The organism is Rohdeia mirabilis (genome assembly GCA_007750655.1).
In the GTDB taxonomy this organism is placed as follows: domain Bacteria; phylum Planctomycetota; class UBA1135; order UBA1135.
Genome location: CP036290.1, coordinates 2,629,968 through 2,651,409, shown reverse-complemented (window position 1 = coordinate 2,651,409; position 21,442 = coordinate 2,629,968). Strand labels below are relative to the sequence as shown.

Annotated in this window: 17 protein-coding genes, 1 tRNA gene and 1 pseudogene; 8 read left to right on the top strand and 11 right to left on the bottom strand. The window is 71.4% G+C overall.

All coding sequences use genetic code 11. The annotated features are described in order from the left end of the window. Nucleotides 1-83: 83 nt before the first annotated feature. The 5 genes from Pla163_RS09880 to Pla163_RS09860 form a co-directional block, all read right to left on the bottom strand. Nucleotides 84-1,475 (bottom strand): AI-2E family transporter, encoded by a 1,392-nt coding sequence (locus Pla163_RS09880; protein WP_419185771.1) that lies wholly within the window; start codon nt 1,473-1,475, stop codon nt 84-86. Between the two features lie 96 nt (nt 1,476-1,571). Next, nucleotides 1,572-1,958: a Minf_1886 family protein gene (locus Pla163_RS09875; RefSeq protein WP_419185770.1), complete on the bottom strand. Its 387-nt coding sequence runs from the start codon at nt 1,956-1,958 to the stop codon at nt 1,572-1,574. An 80-nt stretch (nt 1,959-2,038) separates the two neighbouring features. Then, complete coding sequence (locus tag Pla163_RS09870) at nt 2,039-3,163, bottom strand: DNA polymerase III subunit (RefSeq protein WP_145187267.1); 1,125 nt, start codon at nt 3,161-3,163, stop codon at nt 2,039-2,041. A 3-nt stretch (nt 3,164-3,166) separates the two neighbouring features. After that, on the bottom strand, nt 3,167-3,859 hold the full coding sequence (gene tmk, locus Pla163_RS09865) for a dTMP kinase (protein WP_145187264.1): 693 nt from the start codon (nt 3,857-3,859) through the stop codon (nt 3,167-3,169). Next, entirely contained in the window at nt 3,856-6,987 is a 3,132-nt protein-coding gene (locus Pla163_RS09860; protein WP_145187260.1) for a tetratricopeptide repeat protein, read from the bottom strand. Before Pla163_RS09860 ends, tmk begins: the two co-directional genes overlap by 4 nt. A 126-nt stretch (nt 6,988-7,113) precedes the next feature. On the opposite strand from Pla163_RS09860, the pseudogene Pla163_RS09855 reads away from it, so the two are divergent. Beyond that, nucleotides 7,114-8,076: pseudogene (locus tag Pla163_RS09855) on the top strand (peptidoglycan recognition protein family protein); the annotation flags it as partial. 35 nt (nt 8,077-8,111) lie between these two features. Here Pla163_RS09855 and Pla163_RS09850 read toward each other — a convergent pair. The 4 genes from Pla163_RS09850 to ald are packed head-to-tail and all read right to left on the bottom strand — an operon-like array spanning nt 8,112 to nt 12,081. Further along, entirely contained in the window at nt 8,112-9,041 is a 930-nt protein-coding gene (locus Pla163_RS09850) for an NAD-dependent epimerase/dehydratase family protein (RefSeq protein ID WP_145187254.1), read from the bottom strand. 6 nt (nt 9,042-9,047) lie between these two features. Beyond that, nucleotides 9,048-10,052 carry a GDP-mannose 4,6-dehydratase gene (gene gmd / locus Pla163_RS09845; RefSeq protein WP_145187251.1) on the bottom strand — a complete coding sequence of 335 codons (1,005 nt, stop codon included), beginning with the start codon at nt 10,050-10,052 and terminating at the stop codon, nt 9,048-9,050. After that, nucleotides 10,049-10,954 carry an undecaprenyl-diphosphate phosphatase gene (locus Pla163_RS09840; protein ID WP_145187248.1) on the bottom strand — a complete coding sequence of 302 codons (906 nt, stop codon included), beginning with the start codon at nt 10,952-10,954 and terminating at the stop codon, nt 10,049-10,051. The genes gmd and Pla163_RS09840 overlap by 4 nt, the downstream gene beginning before the upstream one ends. 5 nt (nt 10,955-10,959) lie before the next feature. After that, on the bottom strand, nt 10,960-12,081 hold the full coding sequence (gene ald / locus Pla163_RS09835; protein ID WP_145187245.1) for an alanine dehydrogenase: 1,122 nt from the start codon (nt 12,079-12,081) through the stop codon (nt 10,960-10,962). Nucleotides 12,082-12,288: 207 nt separating this feature from the next. Here ald and Pla163_RS09830 point away from each other — a divergent pair. Beyond that, nucleotides 12,289-12,365 (top strand) — tRNA-Val (locus Pla163_RS09830). A gap of 587 nt (nt 12,366-12,952) precedes the next feature. Next, nucleotides 12,953-14,320: a trypsin-like peptidase domain-containing protein gene (locus Pla163_RS09825; protein ID WP_419185769.1), complete on the top strand. Its 1,368-nt coding sequence runs from the start codon at nt 12,953-12,955 to the stop codon at nt 14,318-14,320. Nucleotides 14,321-14,362: 42 nt separating this feature from the next. Here Pla163_RS09825 and Pla163_RS09820 read toward each other — a convergent pair whose 3' ends face one another. Continuing rightward, entirely contained in the window at nt 14,363-16,081 is a 1,719-nt protein-coding gene (locus Pla163_RS09820; RefSeq protein ID WP_145187239.1) for a glycosyltransferase family 39 protein, read from the bottom strand. 123 nt (nt 16,082-16,204) lie between these two features. On the opposite strand from Pla163_RS09820, the gene Pla163_RS09815 reads away from it, so the two are divergent. From Pla163_RS09815 to Pla163_RS18975, 4 genes are all read left to right on the top strand, one after another. Next, nucleotides 16,205-16,474 (top strand): hypothetical protein, encoded by a 270-nt coding sequence (locus Pla163_RS09815; protein ID WP_145187235.1) that lies wholly within the window; start codon nt 16,205-16,207, stop codon nt 16,472-16,474. 85 nt (nt 16,475-16,559) lie between these two features. Continuing rightward, on the top strand, nt 16,560-18,350 hold the full coding sequence (locus Pla163_RS09810; protein ID WP_145187232.1) for a carbamoyltransferase family protein: 1,791 nt from the start codon (nt 16,560-16,562) through the stop codon (nt 18,348-18,350). Then, nucleotides 18,350-19,909 carry a DUF5989 family protein gene (locus Pla163_RS09805; RefSeq protein WP_145192467.1) on the top strand — a complete coding sequence of 520 codons (1,560 nt, stop codon included), beginning with the start codon at nt 18,350-18,352 and terminating at the stop codon, nt 19,907-19,909. Before Pla163_RS09810 ends, Pla163_RS09805 begins: the two co-directional genes overlap by 1 nt. Before the next feature lie 20 nt (nt 19,910-19,929). Further along, on the top strand, nt 19,930-20,073 hold the full coding sequence (locus Pla163_RS18975) for a hypothetical protein (protein ID WP_419185768.1): 144 nt from the start codon (nt 19,930-19,932) through the stop codon (nt 20,071-20,073). A 21-nt stretch (nt 20,074-20,094) separates the two neighbouring features. Here the strand turns inward: Pla163_RS18975 and Pla163_RS09800 are convergent, their stop codons facing one another. Further along, the gene (locus Pla163_RS09800) at nt 20,095-21,174 is read right to left on the bottom strand and encodes an SGNH/GDSL hydrolase family protein (protein WP_145187229.1); all 1,080 of its coding nucleotides are present in this window, start codon (nt 21,172-21,174) and stop codon (nt 20,095-20,097) included. Nucleotides 21,175-21,272: 98 nt separating this feature from the next. Here Pla163_RS09800 and Pla163_RS18970 point away from each other — a divergent pair, with 98 nt between their 5' ends. Then, complete coding sequence (locus tag Pla163_RS18970) at nt 21,273-21,422, top strand: hypothetical protein (protein WP_419185766.1); 150 nt, start codon at nt 21,273-21,275, stop codon at nt 21,420-21,422. Nucleotides 21,423-21,442 lie beyond the last annotated feature (20 nt).

Sequence of the window (21,442 nt, the reverse complement as noted above, 5' to 3'; positions counted from 1 at the left end):
CGAACGAACGCGGGGCCGCGATCCGGATCGGATCGCGGCCCCGCGCCGTTCGGCCCGCGGTCCTGGCGGCGCAGGCGGCGATCTCAGGTCGGCTCACCGCTCGCCGTGTCGCCGCTCGACGCATCGCTGCTCGCCGTATCGCTGCTCGCCGTGTCGTCAGCGGGTGGTTCGCCCACTTCTTCCCCGGCGGCGCTGCGTGGCTCGTCGGCCCACTGGGTCAGCGCCGGATCCACGTACTCGGTGAAGGCCACTTTGATGGCGGCCGCCAGCGGCAACGCGGCCAACACGCCGAACAGTCCGAGCGACGCGGCACCCGCCGTCACCGCGAACAGCACCGCCACCTCCGACAGGCCCAGGCTGTCGCCCAGGATGCGCGGCATGAGGATGTAGCCCTCGATGAGTTCGGCTGCGCCATAGATCGCGATCGTGACGATCAGCGCGAGCCACCACGGGTCGTGGCTGCCCAGCGCGACGAGCGTGCCGAGGCCGAAGGCGACCACGCTGCCGACGAACGGCACCAGCGAGAGGATCCCCGCCAGGAGCCCGAGCAGGATCGAGTACTGCACGCCGGCGACGGCCAACGCGACGGTGATCAGCAGTCCCTTGATGACACAGATGGTCAGGCGTCCGCGGAAGAAGCGCGACAGGATGTCCCCCATCTTCTCGGCCATGCGCGCCGTGCGGCCGCGCTCGCGCTCGGGGATGTGGCGCCGGATCCAGTCGTGCATGGCGTCCATCTCGAACATCCAGAAGAACGCGTAGAGCGGCACCAGCAGGACCAGCGTCGACAGACCGAAGATGGTCTCGGTCAGGCTCCGCAGCTGCGACCAGATGCCCAGCGCGACGCGGCCACCCGCCTGGGTCAGTTCGGTCTTGTCCTCGGGCAGGAGGTCGATCAGCGCGCGCCGTTCCGCGTCGGTCAGAAGTTCGACACCGAACGTCTCGAAGACCCAGGCGTCGGCCTTCTCGATCACGCGGCTGATCGGGCGCTCGTCGTCGCTGCCCGCGACAGGGTCCCCGGACTCCTTGGCGGAGGTTTCTTCCTCGTTCCCCTCGGAGCCGGCCGAGTCCTCCGGCGATCGACTCGGCACGAGTTCGACCACACCCGAGTTCGTGCTCGCAGGCGCTGCGTCCGGAGACTCGGCGACACCCGGTTCCTCGGACTGCTCCACCGTGGACGACGCGTCGCGCGCGGGCATCAGGTCGCGCACGAGGAAGCGCAGCTGCACCGCGATCCCCAGACCGACCAGGAGCGACACACCCATCGCGCTCGCGAACACCACGACGACGGCGTTGCGATGGTTCCAGCCGCGCTTGGTCAGCACGCGCACCACCGGCACGACGATCGCGGCCAGGATGTAGCCCAGGATCAGTGGGTTCAGTACCGAGCGGATGCTCCAGCCGAACCACAGCACCAGCAGGGCCATCGCCACGAGTGCGATGTTGCGCTTGTTGCGCGGGAGACGCTCGATCATGGCAGCCATGCCACGGCGAGCGGGCGCCCGCTGGCAAGGGCGCGTCCGACGGCTGTCCCGCAGGTGCGGCGCGCGGTCGGTCGGCCCGTCCTCGACTCAGAGCGTCTCGGGCAGTTCGAGCTCGTAGGCCTCGACGAATTCGGCGTCGAAGTCGAGGTCGGCGCGGAAGTCCTCGATGGAGTCGGACTCGCGGCGGTTCAGCATCCCGTTGTCGACCATCAGGAAGACGATCCGCCCCCAGTCGATCGCCGCGTGGACGCCCCAGCTGCGCCAGACCCGACCGCCGAGCGGTCCGAAGGTGCGCCGTCCGCGGGCGACCAGTCCGACGAGAACCTCACGTCCGGTGACGTGGCGTTCGGGGCCTTCCTTCTCCGCGCGTCCGGTGTGCGCGATCGCTTCCTCCAGACCCTCGAGGAGGAATCGGAAGGCGTCGGGCGAATAGCGTCCGTCGGCCAGCGCCAGCTTGCGAAGGGGGTCTTCCACGGGTGAGGACGATAGCACCGGCAGCGGTGTTCGAGGGCGCGTCGCGCGGGCTTGGACCGCGGGCCGAGGAGGACGTGGGATCAGGCGCGTGCGGGACGTCGCGAGCCCACCGCGGCCAAGGCGCGCACGAGGCGTTCGAGCGCTCCGGCCGGGTCGAGGTGGCGCTCGGTGTCCTGGACCGCGTCGGCGGCGGCTTGCACGGCAGCGACGAGGTCACCGTCCGTCGCCCGCGCGGCCACCGGGGCGAGCTGTTCCACGAGGTCCTTGTGCTGCAGGTTCGATTCGCCGATGCGCAGACGCCTGAGGTCGACGAGCAGAGTCCCCACCAGCCGACTCGCGGCGCGCACGCGTTCGACGCTCTTCATGCGCGCGGTGCGTCCCGGGAACTCGGCGTCGATCTTCCAGAGCGTCTCGAGGGCCGGCGTCGGTCGACTACGCCCGGTCAGGACGGCGACGAGCTCGGCGCGCATCGGGACCAGTCCCTGTTCGATCGCCTCGAGTGCCAGACCGGGCGCGTTGCCACCGATCGCGAGCAACGCGTCGCCGCGCACGTCGCTCCCCAGTCGGCCGTCCCGTGCGAGGGTGTCGAACACGGTGCGCGCCGCGCTCTCGTCGAGCCCGGCCAGGCGGACCTGGACGAGACGCGAGCGCACCGTCGGCAGGAGGGCTTCGAAGCGCGAGGTCTCGAGGACGAGCGTCGTGCCCGGGTTCGGTTCCTCGAGCGTCTTGAGGAGCGCGTTCTGCGCTTCAAGTGAGAGCCGCTCCGCCTCGCGGATCAGAACCACGCGGCGCTCGCTCTCGACCGGACGCAGCGAGAGGAACTCCTCGATCGTGGTCTCGGGGTGCTCCGGCTTGCGGTCCTTCGCGGCGCGGATCCAGTAGATCGAGAGCTGGACGACGGGCTCCTTCTCCTTCGGATCGCGGTACTCGACGGGATCGATCCGCATCAGGTCGGGGTGGTTCCCCTGCCAGCCGCCGCTCGCGAGCTTCTTGCAGGACGGGCACGTTCCGCAGGGGGCTGCGCCGTCGCCGGTGGGCGGGCCCGCGTGGCACAGAAGGCCCGCGGTGAACCACAGCGCCGCGGTGAACTTGCCGACGCCGCGCGGACCACAGAAGCACAGCGCGTGCGACAGGCGCTCGGCCGCTGCGGCGCGCCACAGGCCGCGGACCACGTCCGCGTGTCCGATCGGTTCGACGATGTCCATGGTTCAGTCCTCGCTGTTCCGGCTGGCCGTACCGCTGCGTGCGCCGCCCCGCACGGCGTGCACGGCGGCGAGCACGCGCGCGTGGACCTCGTCCTCGCTGCCGCGGGCGTCGATGCTGTGGGCGCGTGTGCGGCCGGGTTCCGCCGTGTACTCGCGATAGGCGGCGGCGACGCGCCGTTGGAAGTCGAGCCCCTTGGCCTCGATCCTGTCGCTGTCGGCGCCGCGGCGCTCGCCGGCGGAGGCCGGGTCGAGGTCGAGCACGAGTTCGAGGTCCGGCGCCGGTCGGTCGGCGAACGTGCCCAGAAGGTCGAGGACGGTCGCCGCGCCGAGTCCTCCGGCCACGCCCTGGTAGGCGTAGGTCGAGGCGTGGAAGCGCTCGCACACCACGTCCTTCCCCGCGGCCAGGGCCGGCTCGATCTCGGACACGAGCAGGTGCCGTCGTGCAGCGGCGAACAGGAGCGCCTCGGTCCCCGCGTCGAGGTCCTCGCGGCCGTCCAGCAGCAGCGCTCGCAACGCTTCGCCGAGCGCCGTGGTCCCCGGTTCGCGCACGTGCACACAGCCGCCCGGGCCCTCCTCCTCGAGAACGCGCGCCAGACGCTCGGCCTGGGTCGACTTGCCGCAGCCGTCGACGCCGTCGAGGACCACGAAGAGCCCGCGCCCCGTCTCGGGCACCGTCGAAGTTGCGTCCGTGCTCATGCGCCGAACTCCTCGACGAGGCGTCGCACGCGCAGGGCGTCGGGCGCGAGTTCGACGGCGCGCGCCGTGGCCTCGCGTGCTTCGACCTCGCGTCCGAGTCCGAACAGCGCGCGGGCGCGCAGCACCTCGACCTCGGCCTCTTCGAACTTCTCGAGCTCGACGCCGGCGGGTGCGCCTGCGGCCGGCGGGTTCGAGCGTTCGAACCGCAGGACGCGCTCCCAGGCCTCGACCTCGCGCAGGGCTTCGGCGTAGCGCCCGGTCCGTTCGAGACTGCGCCCCCACTCGAGGTGCAGGATGCGCAGGAACGGATCGATGTCGTTCGCCTCTTCGTACAGGCGCGCGGCCTCCGCGTGGCGATCCTTGCTCGCGTGCCAGCGGGCCAGGTCCATGCGCACCGGCAGGTCGTCGGCGTTGTAGCGCGTCCAGCGCGCGCGGGCCGCCATCGCGTCGTCGAGTCGACCGAGTTCCTCCAGCAGGCGACCGAGCGCCAACTCGGCCGCGAGCGCCGCGTCCGGATGTCCGGGGAACGCGGCCTCGGCGGCCAGCAGGTGCCGCTCCGTGTCCTCGAGCTTGCCCGCCGCCCGCGACAGCTCCGCCAGGGCCAGGCGCGCGCGGAAGTCCTCACCGCCCGCTTCGACGAAGCGTTCGAGCAAGGCTGTTCCGCGCTTCATGTCGCCGTCGCCGAGCGCCAGCTGCGAGCGCAGGAACAGTGCGCGCGGCGGTACGGAGCCCTGGTCCGCGAGCGCTCCGATCACGCGCAGGGCCTCCTCCGCGTCCGCGCGGCGGTCCGCTTGCCAAGCGGCGAAGCCGAGATCGAGCCAGCGCTGCTCCCAGACCTCGCGCTCGCGTGCTTCGGTCGGCGCCGTGCGCGGCAGCGTCAGCCAACGACTGGCGAGGCGCGCGATGTCCCAGGTGGGTTCCAGTCGAACCTCGGCGAGGTGTTCGTCCACGTACTCCGCGAACTCCACGTCGAGTTGCTCCGGCGTGCGCTCGAACACCCCCACGAGGGCGGTGTCGAGATCGGCCCCCTCGTCGAAGCGCGCGAGCAGCTCGAGCATCGAACCGAAGCCGTAGCGCGCGATCAACATGTCGCACAGGAGCCCGCCCTGGTAGTAGCCGAAGATGACCCGCGGCCCGCGGAAGGCGGCGTTGAGCTCGCGCACCGGGAAGATCGTGCCGTTCGCCCGCGCGTCGACGAGGTCCTGGCGCATGTTGCGCGTCCAGCTGGGGTTCTTGCGCACCTCCTCCCACGTGGCGAGGCCTTCGGTCACCCAGCGCGGACACTTGTTGTGCGACAGGCCGAGGTGCACGACGTGCGTGAACTCGTGGTACCCCGTGCGCGCCCAGGAGAACTGACCCTTGAGGCTCGACAGCGGCGAGACCGCGGTCACCACGGGGCCGAAGCACACGCCGAGTGCCGGGAAGCCCTCGAAACCGGTCGAGCGCACCGAGAAGTCCGCGTGGCGGTCGAAGACCTCGATCCGCACCGGCCCGGTCGAGTAGCCGTAGCGTTCGGACAGCTCCACGCGGGCGGCGGCGTAGAACGGGACCAGGTACAGCTCGAGCACGTCCGCGCCCCGCTCACGCCAGGCGAACGTGAGCTCGCCGTCGGTGTACTCGACGAACTGCTCGTCGACGATGGCGAGCACGCGGCTCAGGTTCGAACGCACCGCATCCTGGCGCAGCGCGGCGGTGCTTTCGGCCCGCTCGAGCGCGGCGCGCCCGCCCTCGACGTCGCCGGTGTTCGCGCGCGCGCGCCCGAGGGCGGTCCAAGCACGGTAGTCGTCGGGATCGCGCTCCACGGCCGCTTCCAACAGACTGCGACCCTCCGTGAAGCGGTACAGGTCCACGAGGTGCGTCCCGACCTGCCGTTCCGGTCCCGAGTCGCTCGGGTCCTGCGCGGCGAGTTCGTCGAGCAGCGGACGTGCGGCCGCGGGATCGCCACCGACCGCGGCGAGGCTGGCCTGGAACGCGCGCACGGCGCGGCGCTCGGGCGCGAGCTCGGCCGCGCGCGCCACGTGTTCGCGCGCCTCGGCCAGGTTGCCGAGCAACAGTTCGCCCTGGGCCGCCGCGAGCAGCCCGTCGATCGACCGCGGACGCACGTCGAGCAGTTCCCGGACGAGGTCGTCCGACTCGAGCAGCGAACGGCGCCAGTTCAAGCGGTAGAGCTCGATCAGCGACAGCAGCGTGCGTTCGCTGTTCGGATTGCGCTGCCGGGCCTCGCGCAGGAGCGGTCCCGGGTTGCGCGCGGCGGCGGCCTCGGAAGCCACTTCGCCGTCGGCCTCGAGGTACAGGTCCGCCAGTTCGGTCAGGATCTGCGGTTCGCGCCCGGCGTCGCGCGACGCGCGTACGAACAGATCGGCGGCCGTGGAGAGTTCGCCCGACGCGCGCGCCGCCCGTCCACCCGCGACGAGGTCGAGCCAGCCGGTCCCCGCGCTCGACGCCGCGCGCACCGCGGACGCCAGCCGCGCTTCACCCGCCGCGCGTTCGCCGGCTTCGATCATGAGCGCGCCGGCCGCGCGGTCGACCTGCGCCGAGCGGCCGGGTTCGAAGCCGAGCTCGGTGATGCGCGCGAGCTCCGTCGCCAGCTCGTCCGTACGCCCCAGTTCGAAGAGCGCTTCGAGTCGCACCGTCGCGGCCCGCGTGAGTTCCGGGTCGGGACCGCCGGCCTTCCGAGCGAGATCGTCAGGCGCCCCCTCGAGCACCGCGAGCGCGCCGGCGAGCGCCGCCTCCTGCTCCCCGCGGTCCAGGTCGAGCCGGGCCAGGACCGCGCGGCTGCGCCAATCGTCCTCGCCCTCCTCGCGCGCGTCGTCGATCAGGACCCGGAGCGCCGTCTCGGCCTCGCTCCAGCGCCCCCGCCGGCGCAGGTCGTCGGCGGCGGCGCGCTCCTCCGCGAGCAGGGCTTCGAGGTCGTCGAAGTCGTCCTGCCGTGCCTCCAGGCCCCGCTCGGTCGACGTCGGCGAGCCGCTCGGGACGGTCGAGGCCACCGCGGTGGCGCCGACCGCCGCGCTCGAGAGGAGCAGTCCGCCGAGGACGCTACCGAGGGCCGCACGGCTGCCCGTACCCCGCCGACCGCCCGCTCCACACCCGACGTCGTGCTCCGACCGTTCCCGACTGATCCACAGCATGTTCGACGAGGTTTGCTAAGGCCGACCGCGATCCTGTATCCCCACGGGTGGATCGGACGCACGAGGGGGTGCACACCGACCAGCTACTCGCCCGGGCCCAGCTGCTCCGGGCCCGCGTCCGGGGCCATGAAACACCATCCTAAGCCGTACCGCGCCCGCTTCTCGCCTGTGTTCCGGGTCGGCTCCCGGCGCGCGAGCACCTTTCTGACCCAGGTCCTGGGGCTGTTCCTCGTGGGCACCCTGACCGCGTGCATCGGCGGGCCTCCAGCGCCCCTCGGCCAGCCCGACTGGGTGAACATGGAGCCGTCGTGGTCGCGCCTCGATGCGATCGAGCGCTGGCTCGACACCGCCGGGGTGCGGGCCGATCCCACCCAGCGGCTCGAAGCCGAACTCCTTCTGGCCGAAGGTCGCCTCGACTTCGCCCTCGAGGATCGCGCACGCAATCCGAACGCTCACGTGGCGGCGCGCGTGGACTCCGCACTCGACGGGTTCCGTCGCGTGCAGCGCTCCTCCGCCGCGAACGACAGCCAGCGCCGCCGCGCCGACGCGGGACTGTTGCGAGCCGAGCGCCTGGATTCGGTGGCGACCGCTCGACCGCTTCCCGCCAACGTCCCGAGCGGAGCCATTCCGCGCAGCGTCTGGCGCGCCGAGCGGGCGGACGAGTCCGACATGGCGCGCGCCTCGGGTGCGTGGCGGCGTCTGACCGTTCACCACACGAACATGGAGGGCGTTCCGGCACCGCCGCCGGGCGCGGGCGAGGCCGCCAACGCCGCCTACCTGCGCCGCGTGCAACGGGCCCACATGACGACCAACAACTGGGCCGACATCGGCTACGAGTTCCTGATCGACATGGACGGTCGCCTGTGGGAAGGGCGCAGTCTGACCTGGATCGGCGCCCACGCCGGTCGCAGCGGAACGGTCAACAACAACGTCGACAACATCGGCATCAGCCTGTTCGGCAACTTCGAGAGCGTGGCTCCGTCGCAGGCGGCGCTGAACACGTTGTCCGCCACGCTGGACTCGTTCCGCACCCGCTACGGCATCGGTCGCGGCAGCGTGTACGGCCACCGCGAGTTCAAGAACACGGCCTGCCCGGGCGACGTGCTGATGAACTGGGTGAACCGCTATCGCGGAACGGCCGCCGCCAGCCCGCCCAGGAGTTCGTCCAGCCCGAGGAGCGGGACGAAGTCGAGGGTCGCGAGCCTGTACGGGTTCCCGACCGACGACGACGCGGTCGGCGAGTCGAGTTCCGCGTCCGCCAGCGCGCGCTGAACGACGGCGTCCGCGCGCGGGCCGCAGATGCGCCGCGCGAGGTCCTCGAACAACGCGCGCATGGTCGTGCCGGTGCCGCTGCAGACGTTCGTGATCGAACCGGGATCGGTCCGATCGAGAACGTGGTCGTAGGCGCGCACCACGTCGTCCACGTGCAGGTAGTCGCGCACGGCGTCGAGTGCACCGACCTCGATCCGTTCGCGCTCGCCGCGGGCGACTTCGCCCAGGCGCGCGGCGAACGCCGGGAGCGCGTAGGCCGTGGACTGGCCTGGGCCACTGTGGTTGAACGGCCGGACGGTGCGCACGTCGCATCCGGTGGCCGCCGCCGCGAGCACGCTGGCTTCGGCCTCGAGCTTGCTGGCGCCGTAGACGTCGACGGGACCGGTGGGATCGTCCTCGTCGAGTCGACCCGCCTTGGGGGCGTACACCGCGGCGCTACTGACGTACAGGACGCGCGCCGCATGCCCCACCGCTTCGAGCAGCACCCGGGTGGCGTCGACGTTGACGGCGCGCGTGCGCTCGGGATCGGCGCGAGCGGCGCGGGGCTCGGCGACGGCCGCCAGGTGGAACACGCGCTGCGCTCCACACGCGCCCCACTCGGCGCGCACGCGGTCGGAGTCGGTCAGGTCGAAGTCGACCGTGCGCTCGACGCCGGCGAGCGCGACACCGACAGCTTCACGCCGCCAGGCCACGACCCGACGCCCCTGCGCGACGAGGTGGGCGACCAGCGCGCGGCCGGCGAACCCACCGGCGCCGGTGACGAGGTCGATCGAACGCGCCACCGCGCTCTACTCCCCTCGCGCGACACCGACGGCCCGCGCCGCGGCGAGATCCGCGTCGACCATGCGGTGCACGAGGCCGACGAAGTCGACTTCGGGACGCCACGCGAGCTCACGCCTGGCGCGGCTGGCATCGCCGCACAGGAACTCGACCTCGGCCGGCCGGAGGAAGGCCTCGTCGAGTAGGACGTGCTGCCGCCAGTCGAGCCCGGCGCGCGCGAAGGCGACCTCGCAGAACTCGCGCACGGAATGGGTCTGGCCGGTGGCGATGACGTAGTCGCGGGGCTGGTCCGCCTGGAGCATGCTCCACATCGCGCGCACGTAGTCGCCCGCGAAGCCCCAGTCGCGTCGCGCCTCGAGGTTGCCGAGGCGCAGTTCGTCGGTGCGCCCGGTCGCGATCGCCGCCACGCCGAGCGAGATCTTGCGCGTGACGAACTCGGCTCCACGCCGCGGCGACTCGTGGTTGAACAGGATGCCGCTGACCGCGAACAGGTCGTAGGACTCGCGGTAGTTCACCGTCGCGTAGTGGCCGTAGACCTTCGCCACGCCGTACGGACTGCGCGGGTGGAACGGCGTCGTCTCGGTCTGCGGGGACTCGCGCACGAGGCCGAACATCTCGGAGCTCGAGGCCTGGTAGAAGCGCGCCCGCGGACAGACCTGGCGCACGGCCTCGAGCAGTCGCGTGACGCCGACGGCGGTGAACTCGGCCGTCAGGACGGGTTGGGACCACGAGGTCGGGACGAACGACTGGGCGGCCAGGTTGTAGATCTCGTCCGGCTGCGCGTGCTGCAGCGCGCCGACCAGCGAGGACGAGTCGAGCAGGTCGCCCTGGACGAGCTCGATGCGGTCCACGAGGTGCGCGATCCGTTCACTGCGATCGGTGCTCGAGCGACGGACCAGACCCACGACGCGATAGCCCTTCGCGAGCAGGAGTTCGGCCAGGTAGCTGCCGTCCTGACCCGTGATCCCGGTGATCAGTGCACTGCGGCGGGCACTCTCGGCGCTGTTGGTCATGTGCTCGGTCCGGCGTCGAAGAACAGGAGCCAGGCGACTCCCACGCTCGCACAGTAGAGCGCGAACCAGACGAACGCTCCCTTGGCGAGCGCCACGAGCAGCAGTCTGAGGGCGAGGACTCCCACCACCGCCGACAGCACGAGACCGAAGAAGAGGCGACCGATGTTCGCGTCGGCGTCGCCGAGCGCGTCCGGCACCTCGAGCACGGCCGCGCCCGCGATGGCGACGAAGCCCAGCAGGAACGAGAAGCGCGCCGACTCGCGCGCGTCGAGTCCGCGCAGGAGCCCGGTCGCGATGGTCGCACCCGAACGGGAGATGCCCGGAAGGATGGCCAGCGCCTGTGCGCACCCGATCAGGAGCGCGTCGACGGCGCCGACGGTCCGGCCGCTGGTGCCGGGCGGCGCCGTTGCCGCACTGGTTGCGATTCGGCGGCGGCTGCGCTCACCCAAAAGCAGCAGCACCGCGGTCACGAGCAGGCACACCGCCGAGACGGTCGGATCCGTGCTGACCTCTTCGAGGGCACTCTTCGCACCGATGCCGACCACACCCGCCGGCAGGCTCCCGAGCAGGACCAACGCCAACAGGCGCGGCCGCCCCTTCAGCGCGTCGAGCAACAGCCCGACGAGGTCGCGGCCGTAGATGGCGGCGACGGCGACGAGCGTGCCCACGTGCAGCACGACGTTCAGCGCGAGACCCGCTTCGGGGACCGCGTTGCCCGAGCGCTCGAGCAACGCGCTGACCAACGAGAGGTGCCCCGAGGAACTGACCGGGAGGAACTCCGTCAACCCCTGCACGGCGGCGAGGAGCCCCACCCCGAACCAGGCCGACGCTCCCGATCCGTCCGCCTGGGCGATCGCATCGAGAACGGACGGCTCGAGGAGCATCTCGGCCACGCGGGACATCCGCCCTACTTCGTCCGGGCGAGCGCTTCGTCCGGAGCGAGGAAGGGCATTTCGAAGGCCTCGGCCACGGCGCCGCAGGTGACCTGTCCGCCGATCACGTTCGCGGCGCCGGCGAGCGGGTTGGCGGCTTCCACCGAGCCCTCGACGCCCAGGCGGGCGAGTTCACCGATCCAGCGCAGCGTGGCGTTGGTGAGCGCCGCGGTCGACGTGTGCGGCACCGCGCCGGGCATGTTGGCCACGCAGTAGTGGATGACGCCGCTCTCGGTGAACACGGGGTTCGCGTGGGTCGTCGGGCGGCAGGTCTCGACGCAACCGCCCTGGTCGACGGCCACGTCGACGATGACGGAACCGTCGCGCATGAGATCCAGATCCTCGCGCGTCACCAGCTTGGGCGCCGCGGCACCCGGGATCAGCACGGCACCGATCAGAAGATCGGTCTCGGGCAGTTGCTCGCGGATCGCGAAGGGCGAGGAGTAGAGCGTGCGGCAGTTGCGCGGCATCACCTCGTCCAGGTAGCGCATGCGCTCGAGCGAGACGTCCATGATCGTGACGTCGGCGCCGAGGCCGCAGGCCATGCGGGCCGCGTTGATGCCGACCACGCCGCCGCCGAGGACGGTCACGCGTCCGCGCTTCACGCCGGGAACGCCGCCGAGGAGGACGCCGAGTCCACCGTTGGGGCGCTGCAGGAAGGTCGCGCCGGCCTGGATCGACATGCGCCCGGCCACTTCGCTCATCGGCGTGAGGAGCGGCAGTTGGCGTCCGACCTCGAGGGTCTCGTAGGCGAAGCAGTGGGCGCCGGTCGCGCACAGGGCTTCGGTCAGCTCGCGTGCCGCCGCCAGGTGCAGGTACGTGAACAGGATCTGACCTTCGCGCAGGCGCGGCCACTCCTCGGCCAGGGGCTCCTTGACCTTCACGATCATGTCGGCCGCGGCGAAGACCGCGTCGGCGTCGGGCAGGATCGTCGCGCCGGCCACCTCGTAGAGGTCGTCGGCGTACCCGCTGCCGATGCCCGCGCCGGCTTGGACCAGAACGTCGTGGCCCTTGCGGGTCAGATCGTCGGCACCGGCCGGGGTGAGGGCGACGCGGTTCTCCTGGGGCTTGATCTCGGTGGGGACGCCGATCTTCACGGTGGGCTCGGAACGAGGGTTTCTGGGTCGGCCGCGGCGGGCCGTGGGATCGACTCCGAGGCGTGCGTCGCGCGCAGCGCCTCGAGCCGGGAACGGGGCGCGGGAGTGTACTCAGCACCGGCGCCCGAAAAAGCCTTGAGCGGCGGGTCCCGGAGCACTAGCTTGCGCGCCTCCTTCATGACCACCTCGGTGGCTCGCGGAGGTTCGGGGCCATTAGCTCAGTTGGTTAGAGCGCCACGTTGACATCGTGGAGGTCAGTGGTTCGAATCCACTATGGCCCACCACCCGACCCGGCCCGGCTCGCGGTTGTGGGTGGCGGTCGCGGGTGAGCGGCACTTCTTGGTTGCACGGCTCGGCGGCGCGGCCCGGTCCTCGGCGGCGCGGCCCGGTCCTCGGCGGCGCGGCCCGGTCGAGGTGCCCCACAGTCTTGGTGGAGCGCGGATCGGCACGGGCAGGTCTCGGTGGAGCGGCGAGCTCCCGACGCGTTGGCCGCGTGAGGCCCGCAGCCGCGCACTTCGTCCGCCCTCGGTGTTCGGCCGCGGATCGGTGCCGCGAAACTCAGGCGACACGGATTCGAGGGGACACGGATCCGAGGGGACACGGATCCGAGGCGAAACAGATCCGAGGCAGCACGGATCCGATGGACCGCGGAGCGGGCGCGTGGACCGCTGCGTCCGTGAGCAGCCCGGGAGCGAACGTCGAGCGTCCGCCCGGCCGCGCTCGCCACCGGGTCCGACGTCGAGCGGCGGCGGGCCGGGGCGACCAGCGGCCGATGGACCGCAGGGGTCCGGGCGCGTACGAGCGGACCCAACGTCTGCGGGCGCGGCTGCGTACCCTCGTGCGATCCGCATCGACCCGAACCACACGTTCCATGCTCACCGCCCTCGCTCTCGCCTTCCTCGCCCAACTCACGCCGTCCACGGGGAACAACGTCTCGGAGGACCTGTCCCTGCGACTGACGCCCGAGGTGCTCGTCACGCGCGCGGTCCGTCCCGCGGTCGTCTCGATCCAGGCCGAGGTTCCGCAGGTCGACATGTTCGGCCAGACGCGCATCGCCACGAGCGGTGGATCGGGCGCGGTGATCTACGACGACGGGTGGGTCGTCACGAACTTCCACGTGGTCAACGGCGCCACCTCGATCAAGGTCAGCCTCGAACCGATCGCCGGCCAACCGCCGGTCGAGTTCACGGCGCGCCTCGTGAACTCGGTGGCCGAGGAGGACCTCGCGCTGCTGAAGATCGACGCGCCGCCGGGCACGGTCTTCGCCACCGTGACGCTCGGCACGAGTTCCGACCTGATGGTCGCCGAGCCCGTGATCGCGATCGGCAATCCCTACGGCCAGACGCTGACCGTCAGCCGCGGGATCATCTCCGGCCTGCACCGGGACATCACGATCGAGGGCCAGGGCCTGCGCTTCTCGAACCTCATCCAGACCGACGCCTCGATCAATCCGGGCAACTCGGGCGGCCCGTTGCTCAACATCTACGGGCAGTTGATCGGGATCAACACGGTGGTGAACCGCCAGGCCGAGAACATCGGCTTCGCCATCCCGGTCGACCGCATCCAGGAAGTCATCGAGGAGAGCCTGCTGGCGCCCTCGCGCGCGGCTTCCTGGTACGGCTTCGACGTGGACTCCAAGTCCGCGGTCGCCGTCGGCGGGAGCGCGAACGGTGACGAGACGGTCGCGTTCCGCGTCACGTCGGTCACGCCCGGTGGACCGGCGGCGCGCGGAGGTTTCGAGGTGGGTGACCTCTTGACCGGATGGGGCGAGCGGCGCTTCCAGTCGGCCGATGCGTTCGTGCTCGCGCGGGCCGAGCTGACCCCCGAGGTTCCCGTGCGCTTCGTCGTGCGCCGCGACGGACGCGACCGCGTGATCGAACTGCGAGGTTGGGAGCGCGACGAAGGTCTGGTCTTCGACCGCGCCGGCTTCAAGGGGCGGACCAGCCTCATGTCCGACCGCCGCTACCGCCGCTACTTCACCTGGATCGAGGAGATCCGTCCCGGCGGACCTGCAGAACGTCTCGGTCTGCGCCAGGGCGATCTGATCGAGTCCTTCCAGGCGAAGGGTCGCCAGGTCGTGGTGCCCCGCTCGCCGCAGATCCTGGCGCTGTACCTCAACACGCTGGAGCCGGGAGCCGAGGTCGACCTCGACGTGTGGCGCGACGAGAACGAGAACGGCCAGCTGGACTACTCGAACGCCGTCTCGGAGCTGTTGCGCGGCACGCTCGTGATCGAGTGAAGCGCGCGGGCGACGCGTCCGGGGCGCGCTCCTCCCAGGGCCCTAACGCGCGCCCTTCGTGAGCTCGTCCACGAGGGCCGCGACGGTGGCGTCGTCCCAGCGCAGGTCGATCCAGTGGCTCGAACGACCGTCGCGCGTCACGAAGGTGAAGAGGGCACGACGCGAGCCGAAGTCCGAGACGAACGCGAGCGTGCGCCACAGTTCGGTGGCCCCCGCCGCTCCGAGCAGCGCCTCGAGCGTGTAGCCCCCGGGGTCCGCGCTCGGCGCCGGCAGCGGAGCCAGTTCGTAGCCGAGTTCGGTCGCGAGCACGATCGACAGTCCTTCGCCCGCCACCTTCCAGTGCGTTCCGTGCGTGTCGATGCCTTGGATGCCGAGTTCGCGGGGCCCGTCGACCACGAGCGTGCCCGGGCTCCGGCTCGGGTCGAACACGCCGTCGACGGCGCTCCCGGGCGGGTCGAGTCGCAGGTTGCCGTAGACCGGCCGCCAGGGCCAGATGGCCCGGCCGAGCGGCGCCAGCGGCGGACGGAAGTGCTCCGGAAGACCGAGGTGCAGCGTGTAGGCCGTGTTCGTGGCGTCGAGCCTGGGGACGTCGAGCGCGAGCAACGGCATCCCGTTCGGATCGCCCGTCCGCGAGAGCGTCGCGAGCGGAGCGACGAACGCTTCCACCTGGTCGGCCGCCGCGGCCCACGTCACCACGCTCGTGCGCGCCTGCGCGTAGCGCGTACCGACCAGGAACAGGCTACCGGCCAGCAGCACGCCCATCGGCACGGCGCGCACGGGTTCACGCAACCACGGGGCGCGCGCGCTGCAGCCGGCCCAGGCCAGGCACAGCAGTCCGTCGGGGACGAGCAGCCAGCGCAGGTGCTCCGGCTGGACGCCCGTCCGCAGCAGCGGGATGAGCGGCACCAGCGCGGCGGCCGAGGCGGCGGCGCCGATCTTGATCGACCCGCCGCGCAGGACGTGCGCTCCGAGACCCAACCCGATCGCGAAGGGCAGCGAGAACGCGATCGGTCCGAGCACCAGGAAGCCGTCCACCAGATTGCCGAGCGGGTCGCTGTAGTCCTTCTCGCCGGGATAGCCGCCGATCACCTCGCCCAGTGCGAACGCGCGCCAGACGAGCGCCACCACCGTGCCGAGGACCGCCCACAGCGCCGCCTTGCGCAGGCCCGCGAGGCGCTCGGAATCGACGCCCGACCACAGCGCGATCGCCACGGCCAGGGGGGCGGCCGCCACCCCCATCTCCTTGGTCGCGACGGCGGCGAAGGCGCACAGGAACGCGAGCCTGGGGCGACCGCGGGCCACGCACAGTCCGGCTCCCACCACCAGCGGCCAGCACAGCGCGTCCACGCGCCCCACGATCCACGTGACCGTCCCACCCTGGTGCGGGAAGGTCAGGGCCAGGAGGCCCGCGACGAGGCTCGCCCAGGCGCCGCAACCGAGCGCCCGCGCGAGCCGCATCAGGACCAGCGCTCCGCCGAGGTGGCAGAGCGCGTTGAACAGTCGCAGCGCCGTGGGGTCCGGGCCGAACAGGTCGAGCTGCAACGCCAGCGTCGTGGAGACCAGCGGGCGCCAGAAGAGGATCGAGCGCATGCCGTACTGGCTGTCGAACCAGTCGCCCAGTCCACCGTGCTGGCCGAGGTGCCGCACCACCGCCGCGTCCTCCGAGATCCAGCCGGCGGACCAGGTTCCGCGCCACAGGCACGCGGCGACCAGCACGAGGACGAGCGGTGCGATCAGGTGGCGGGAGCGGGCGATCCACATGGGTGGTCCCTCCGTCTCGAGGGCCTCGAGCGAACTGTACGGCGTGCGACCGTCCGGGGCTGGGCCGGAGGCTCGCCGGGACCCGTTGGAAAGACCCCCAGAGCGGGGTACATTCCATTCGACGTGTCGCTCCCCCCCTCATTCACAGCCTTCGTCGAGCGCTTCGGCGAGGCCATCGCGAGCGTCGTCCTCACGCTGGTCTACTTCCTCGTCCTGGGCCCCCTCGCCCTGGTCGCGCGCCTGTTCCGCGACCCTCTCGGTCTGCGCCGCGGCCCCGACGACAGCGCCTGGCAGCCCTGGACGGGCGATGGAGCCGGATCGCTCGACACGACGCCGTCGTCCGCGCCGTTCGACCGGGTCGAGGCCCTGCGCCGGGCGCGTCGGCAGAGCTGATCCGCGTCGGCCCACCGTCCGCGCCGTCCCCCCCCCCCCCGCCGCCCTCCCCCCATCCCGTCCGACGGAGCACCCGGAACCCGACATGAACATCCTGGGGCTCTCGTTCCACTACCACGACGCGGCGGCGGCGCTGATCGCCGGTGACCGCATCGCGGCGGCGTCGGCCGAGGAGCGGTTCAGCCGCATCAAGCACGACAACGGGTTCCCCGCGCTGGCGACGCGCTTCGCCCTCGAGACGGCGGGACTGCGGCAGCGCGACCTCGACGCCGCGGTCTTCTACGAGAAGCCGCTGCACAAGCTCGAGCGGATCCTGCTCACCTCCGTCGCCACGTTCCCGCGCTCGTCGGGCGTCTTCCGCCACGCGATGCACCGCTGGCTGGGCGAGAAGCTGTGGGTCAAGTCGACCATTCGCCGCGAACTGGAGCTGCCGGCGAACAAGGTGCTGTTCAGCGACCACCACATGTCGCACGCGGCCTCGGCCTTCTTCACGTCGCCCTTCGACGAGGCTGCGATCCTGACGGTGGACGGCGCCGGTGAGTGGAGCACGGCCACTCTCGGCGTCGGTCGCGGGAAGCGGATCGAGATCGCGCGCGAGATGCGCTTCCCCCACTCGCTCGGACTCCTGTACTCGGCCTTCACCGCCTACTGCGGCTTCGAGATCAACGAGGGCGAGTACAAGTTGATGGGGATGCATCCCTACGGCGTGCCGCGCTACACCGATCGGATCAAGCAACTGGTGCGCATCGGCGAGGACGGCGGACTGTGGCACGACATGCGCTACTTCGCCTACCACCGCAGCCCGCGCGAGACGCTGACGAAAGCCTTCGCCGACCACTTCGGGCGCCCGCCGCGCGATCCCGCGCGCGGCGACAAGGACCTCGACGAGTTCTACTGCGACATGGCGGCCAGCATCCAGCGCGTCACCGAAGAGGTGCTGCTGGCGATGGTCACGCACCTGAAGCGCGAGACCGGCGCGAAGTACCTGTGCCTGGCCGGCGGTGTCGCGCTGAACTCGGTCGCGAACTTCAAGATCCTGCGCGACGGACCGTTCGACGACGTCTACATCAACCCGGCACCCGGTGACGACGGCGCGTCGCTCGGTGCGGCACTGTGGGCCCGTCACCACGTGTTCGGCGAAGAGCGCCTGCCCGCGCTCGACCACGCCTACCTCGGCAGCGGCTACACCGATGCACAGGTGCGCGCCTGGCTCGACTCCGAAGGCATCCCGTACACCCACTTCGACAGCGACGAGGACTACCTGCAAGCGGTGGCCCAGCGATTGGTCGACGGCCAGGTCGTCGGCTGGTTCCGCGGACGCTTCGAGTGGGGGCCGCGCGCGCTCGGTTCGCGCTCGATCCTGGCCGATCCGCGGCGGATGGAGATGAAGGAGCGCCTCAACGCCAAGATCAAGTTCCGCGAGGCCTTCCGCCCCTTCGCGCCCTCGGTGCTGGAAGAGCGCGCCACCGACTTCTTCGACTACGAAGCCGGTCGCGAGAGTCTGCCCGGACGCTTCATGCTCTACGTGTGTCCGGTGCGCGAGGACAAGCGCGACGTGCTGCCCGCGATCACGCACGTCGACGGGTCCGGACGCCTGCAGACCGTGCACAAGGCGACGTGCCCCGACTACCACCGCCTGATCGAGATCTTCGGCGAGATGACGGGCGTTCCGGTCGTGATGAACACGTCCTTCAATCTGAAGGGCGAACCGATCGTCGAGCACCCCAGCCACGCCTTCAACACGTTCAGTCGCTCCGGCATGGACGTTCTGGCCGTCGGCAACTGCTTGGTCGAAGCGTCGGCCAAGCGCCTGCTCGACGACGTGCCCTTCGAGCTGCGGCATCGCGGCGACTCCGTGGCCCAGATGGTGAGCTGATGCGCTTCGTCGCGACTCTTCTGGCCTGGGCGATCGCCCTGCTCACGATCCTGCTCGTGGTCGAAGGCGGTCTGCGCCTCGTCGGCCTCGGCCCTCCCGTCGCACCGGTGGCCTACGACCAGGTCGTCGGTTGGAGCAACCGGCCCTCGGCCTCGGGACGCCTGCACGGTGCGGAGTTCGACGCGCACTGGTCCACGACGGAGCTCGGCACGCGCGTCACCCCGCGCGCCCGGCCGGAGGCGCCCGCGCCGTCGGTCGTCCTGCTCGGGGACTCGTTCGTGTTCGGAACCGCCGCCGACACCCACGACACGATCGCTGCGCGACTGCAGCGCGCCTGGGACGAGGAGGGCCTCGAGCTCGCGGCCGTCAACGCCGGCGTCCTGGGCTGGGACACCGGCCAGGCCGTGCGTTGGTTCGAGACCCACGCGGAGGCGCTCGCGCCCAGCGCCGTGGTGCTGTTCGCCTACGAGAACGACCTCTACTGGAACACGCGCGAGGCCTACGACTCGAGCGACGGTGCGCGCCCGAAGGTGCGCATCGACCCCGTGCGCTCGGCGACCGATCCCGAGCCGCCGGTCGAACGGGTCGCGCCCAAGAGCCTGCTCGAGCACACCGCGCTCGGGCACACGCTGCTGGGTCTTGTCGGTGGATCGCCGCCGCGGCGCATCACGGTGGACGGGCGCGAGATCGATGCCGAGCTGGCCGTGCTGCTGCCCACCGCCGGCACGCCCGAGCTGGATGCCGCGATCGACACGCACACGCGAGCGGCGCTCGAACGCCTGCGCGCAGCTGCCGACGCGGTGGGTTCGAAGCTGCTGCTGGTGACCGTGCCGGCCGCGCCGCTGTTCGAGGACGACTGGCGCGTGCGCTACGAGTCGCGCGGGCTGGCCGGGCTCGACTGGAACTGCGACCGCCCCATCGAACGTTTCCTGCGCCTGGCGGACGAGGCCGGCGTCGCGGCTCTCGACGGCACGACCGCGCTGCGCGCCCACCGCGCCCAGGATCCCACGTCGAGGCTGTTCTGGCGCGAGGACTGGCACCTCACCCCGACCGGCAACGAGGTCGTCGCGCGCGCCGTGGCGGCCTACCTGACCGACCGCCTGGAGACGGGTGATCGCGGGCCGCGCGGCGCCGTCGCCGTCCCCGTCCGCTCGCCGTGGAAGGGGCGCGCTCTCGTCTGGCTCGCCATCACCGCGGGCATCACCGCCGTCCTTGGGACCCAGCCCAAGCGCGGCGCATTCCTCACGGACCTCCTCGGAGTCGGTGCCATGGTTGCGGTCGTCATGACGATCGCGATCGGTGGCAAGGCCGCGATCGGCCTGCTGCCGCCGGCGAGCGCCACGCTGATCCTCGTGCTGCTCGTGGTGGCCGTGCTGACCTTCGTCGCCTACCACCTGCGCGACCGCTTCGGCACGATCGGCGAACTGCTGTCGAGCTTCGCCGCGCGGGGCCACTGGTACCTGATGCCGACGCTGGTGGTTCTGATCGGCCTGGGCAGCCTGTTGATCGTGGCCGCTTCCTCGCCGATCGTCGCGCCCTTCGTCTACACGCTCTTCTGAGCCGAACCGCCACTTCGACCATGTCCGATTCCGACGACGAGCCGTCCTTCCTGCGCGAGAACTGGCCGTGGATCCTGCTGCCGGCCCTGGTGGTGCTCGCGGTCGTCGCCTACTTCGTCCTGTCGAGCGGCGGCGGCGGCGACTTCCAGTACGGCGACTTCTGAGCGCGGCCGCCCGCCGCGACGTCAGCGCTCGAGTGCGCCCACGACACGCGGGAGCAACGCTTCGGCGATGAGCGCCTGGCCGATCGGGTTCGCGTGTTGGTCCGTCGGGTGGATCCACAGCGGGCGGTCCGGTTGCCCGGCGAAGGTCGGGTACAGGTCGATGCAGTCGATCCCCGCCGTGCCGCAGAACTCCGTCACCGCGCGGTGGAGTCCGTGGAACGGATAGCGGTCCTCCTCGAGTCGGAAGAACATCGGGAAGACCACCACGAGCAGCTCGACGTCGCGCTCGGCACACAGGTCGCGCAGCGTGGTCAACGCGGCGCGCGCGGCGTTCCAGGGTTCGGGGACCAGGTCGAGCAGGACCCCCGCGTCGGGGAGCGCCGTGGCCTCGAACTCGCGTCTGTGCCGACGGTCCTGGAGCGCGTTGAGCACGTGACTGATGCCGCCCAGCCAGCGCTCCTCGGGCGGCGGTGGCGTCAACGCCATCGGCACGTCGCCGAGGTCGTTGAGACACACGCCGATGACGACCAGGTCCGGATCGAGCGCCAGTCCGTCGGACGCGATCCAGGGGGCGTAACCGCCCGTGCGATGGTCCCCCGCCGCGAAACCGCCGTTGATGACTTCGACGTCGTCCCAGCGCTGCTCCAGCAGGCCTTCGAGGCGCTGCACCCAGGTGTCCTCGAGCGGCACGCCGTTGCCGAAGGTGAAGGAGTCCCCCACGCACAGGACGCGGCGCTGTCCGGCAGGCTTCGTCGCGTCGAACTCGAGGTCGCGGAAACCGAGCGAGTTCGTGCGCACGCTCACGCAGCCGTCCGCGTCCAGCCACGGGCGCTCGAGGGCGGAGTAGCAGAAGCGCAGCTCGAGGTTCGGCGCCAACCGCGAGCTGGGGCTCGTGGGTGCGCGATCCTCGTCGTTGCGGCCCAGGTAGGTGGCCACGAGCGACAGCGGCACTTCCGTTCCGTCCGCGCCCCGGATGGTCGGCGCGGTCGTGGGCGGCGGCTCCGCGAGACGCCACAGGCCTTCGCTGAGAGCGGCCGCGAGAAGGAGACCGACGGCGGCAGCGAGGAGTCGTCCGGTGAGCGTTCTGCGTGCCTTGGCCATCGCCGCGATGCTACCCGACGGGGCGCGGACGATCGCCACCGCGGCGCAGGGCGGGCTAGACTTGCTTCGCGAGCCGCACGCCCCCGCACCCGCCGACCATGACCACCGACGACGACGAACGACCCTCCTTCTGGCGCGAGAACTGGCTCTGGGTGGTGGTACCGGTGGTGGTGGCCGTGGCCGTGATCGGGTGGCTGCTCCTCTCGGGCGACGGTTCGGTGTCGCCGTTCACCTACGACGGCTACTGAGTCACGCCGCGCGCCGCGCC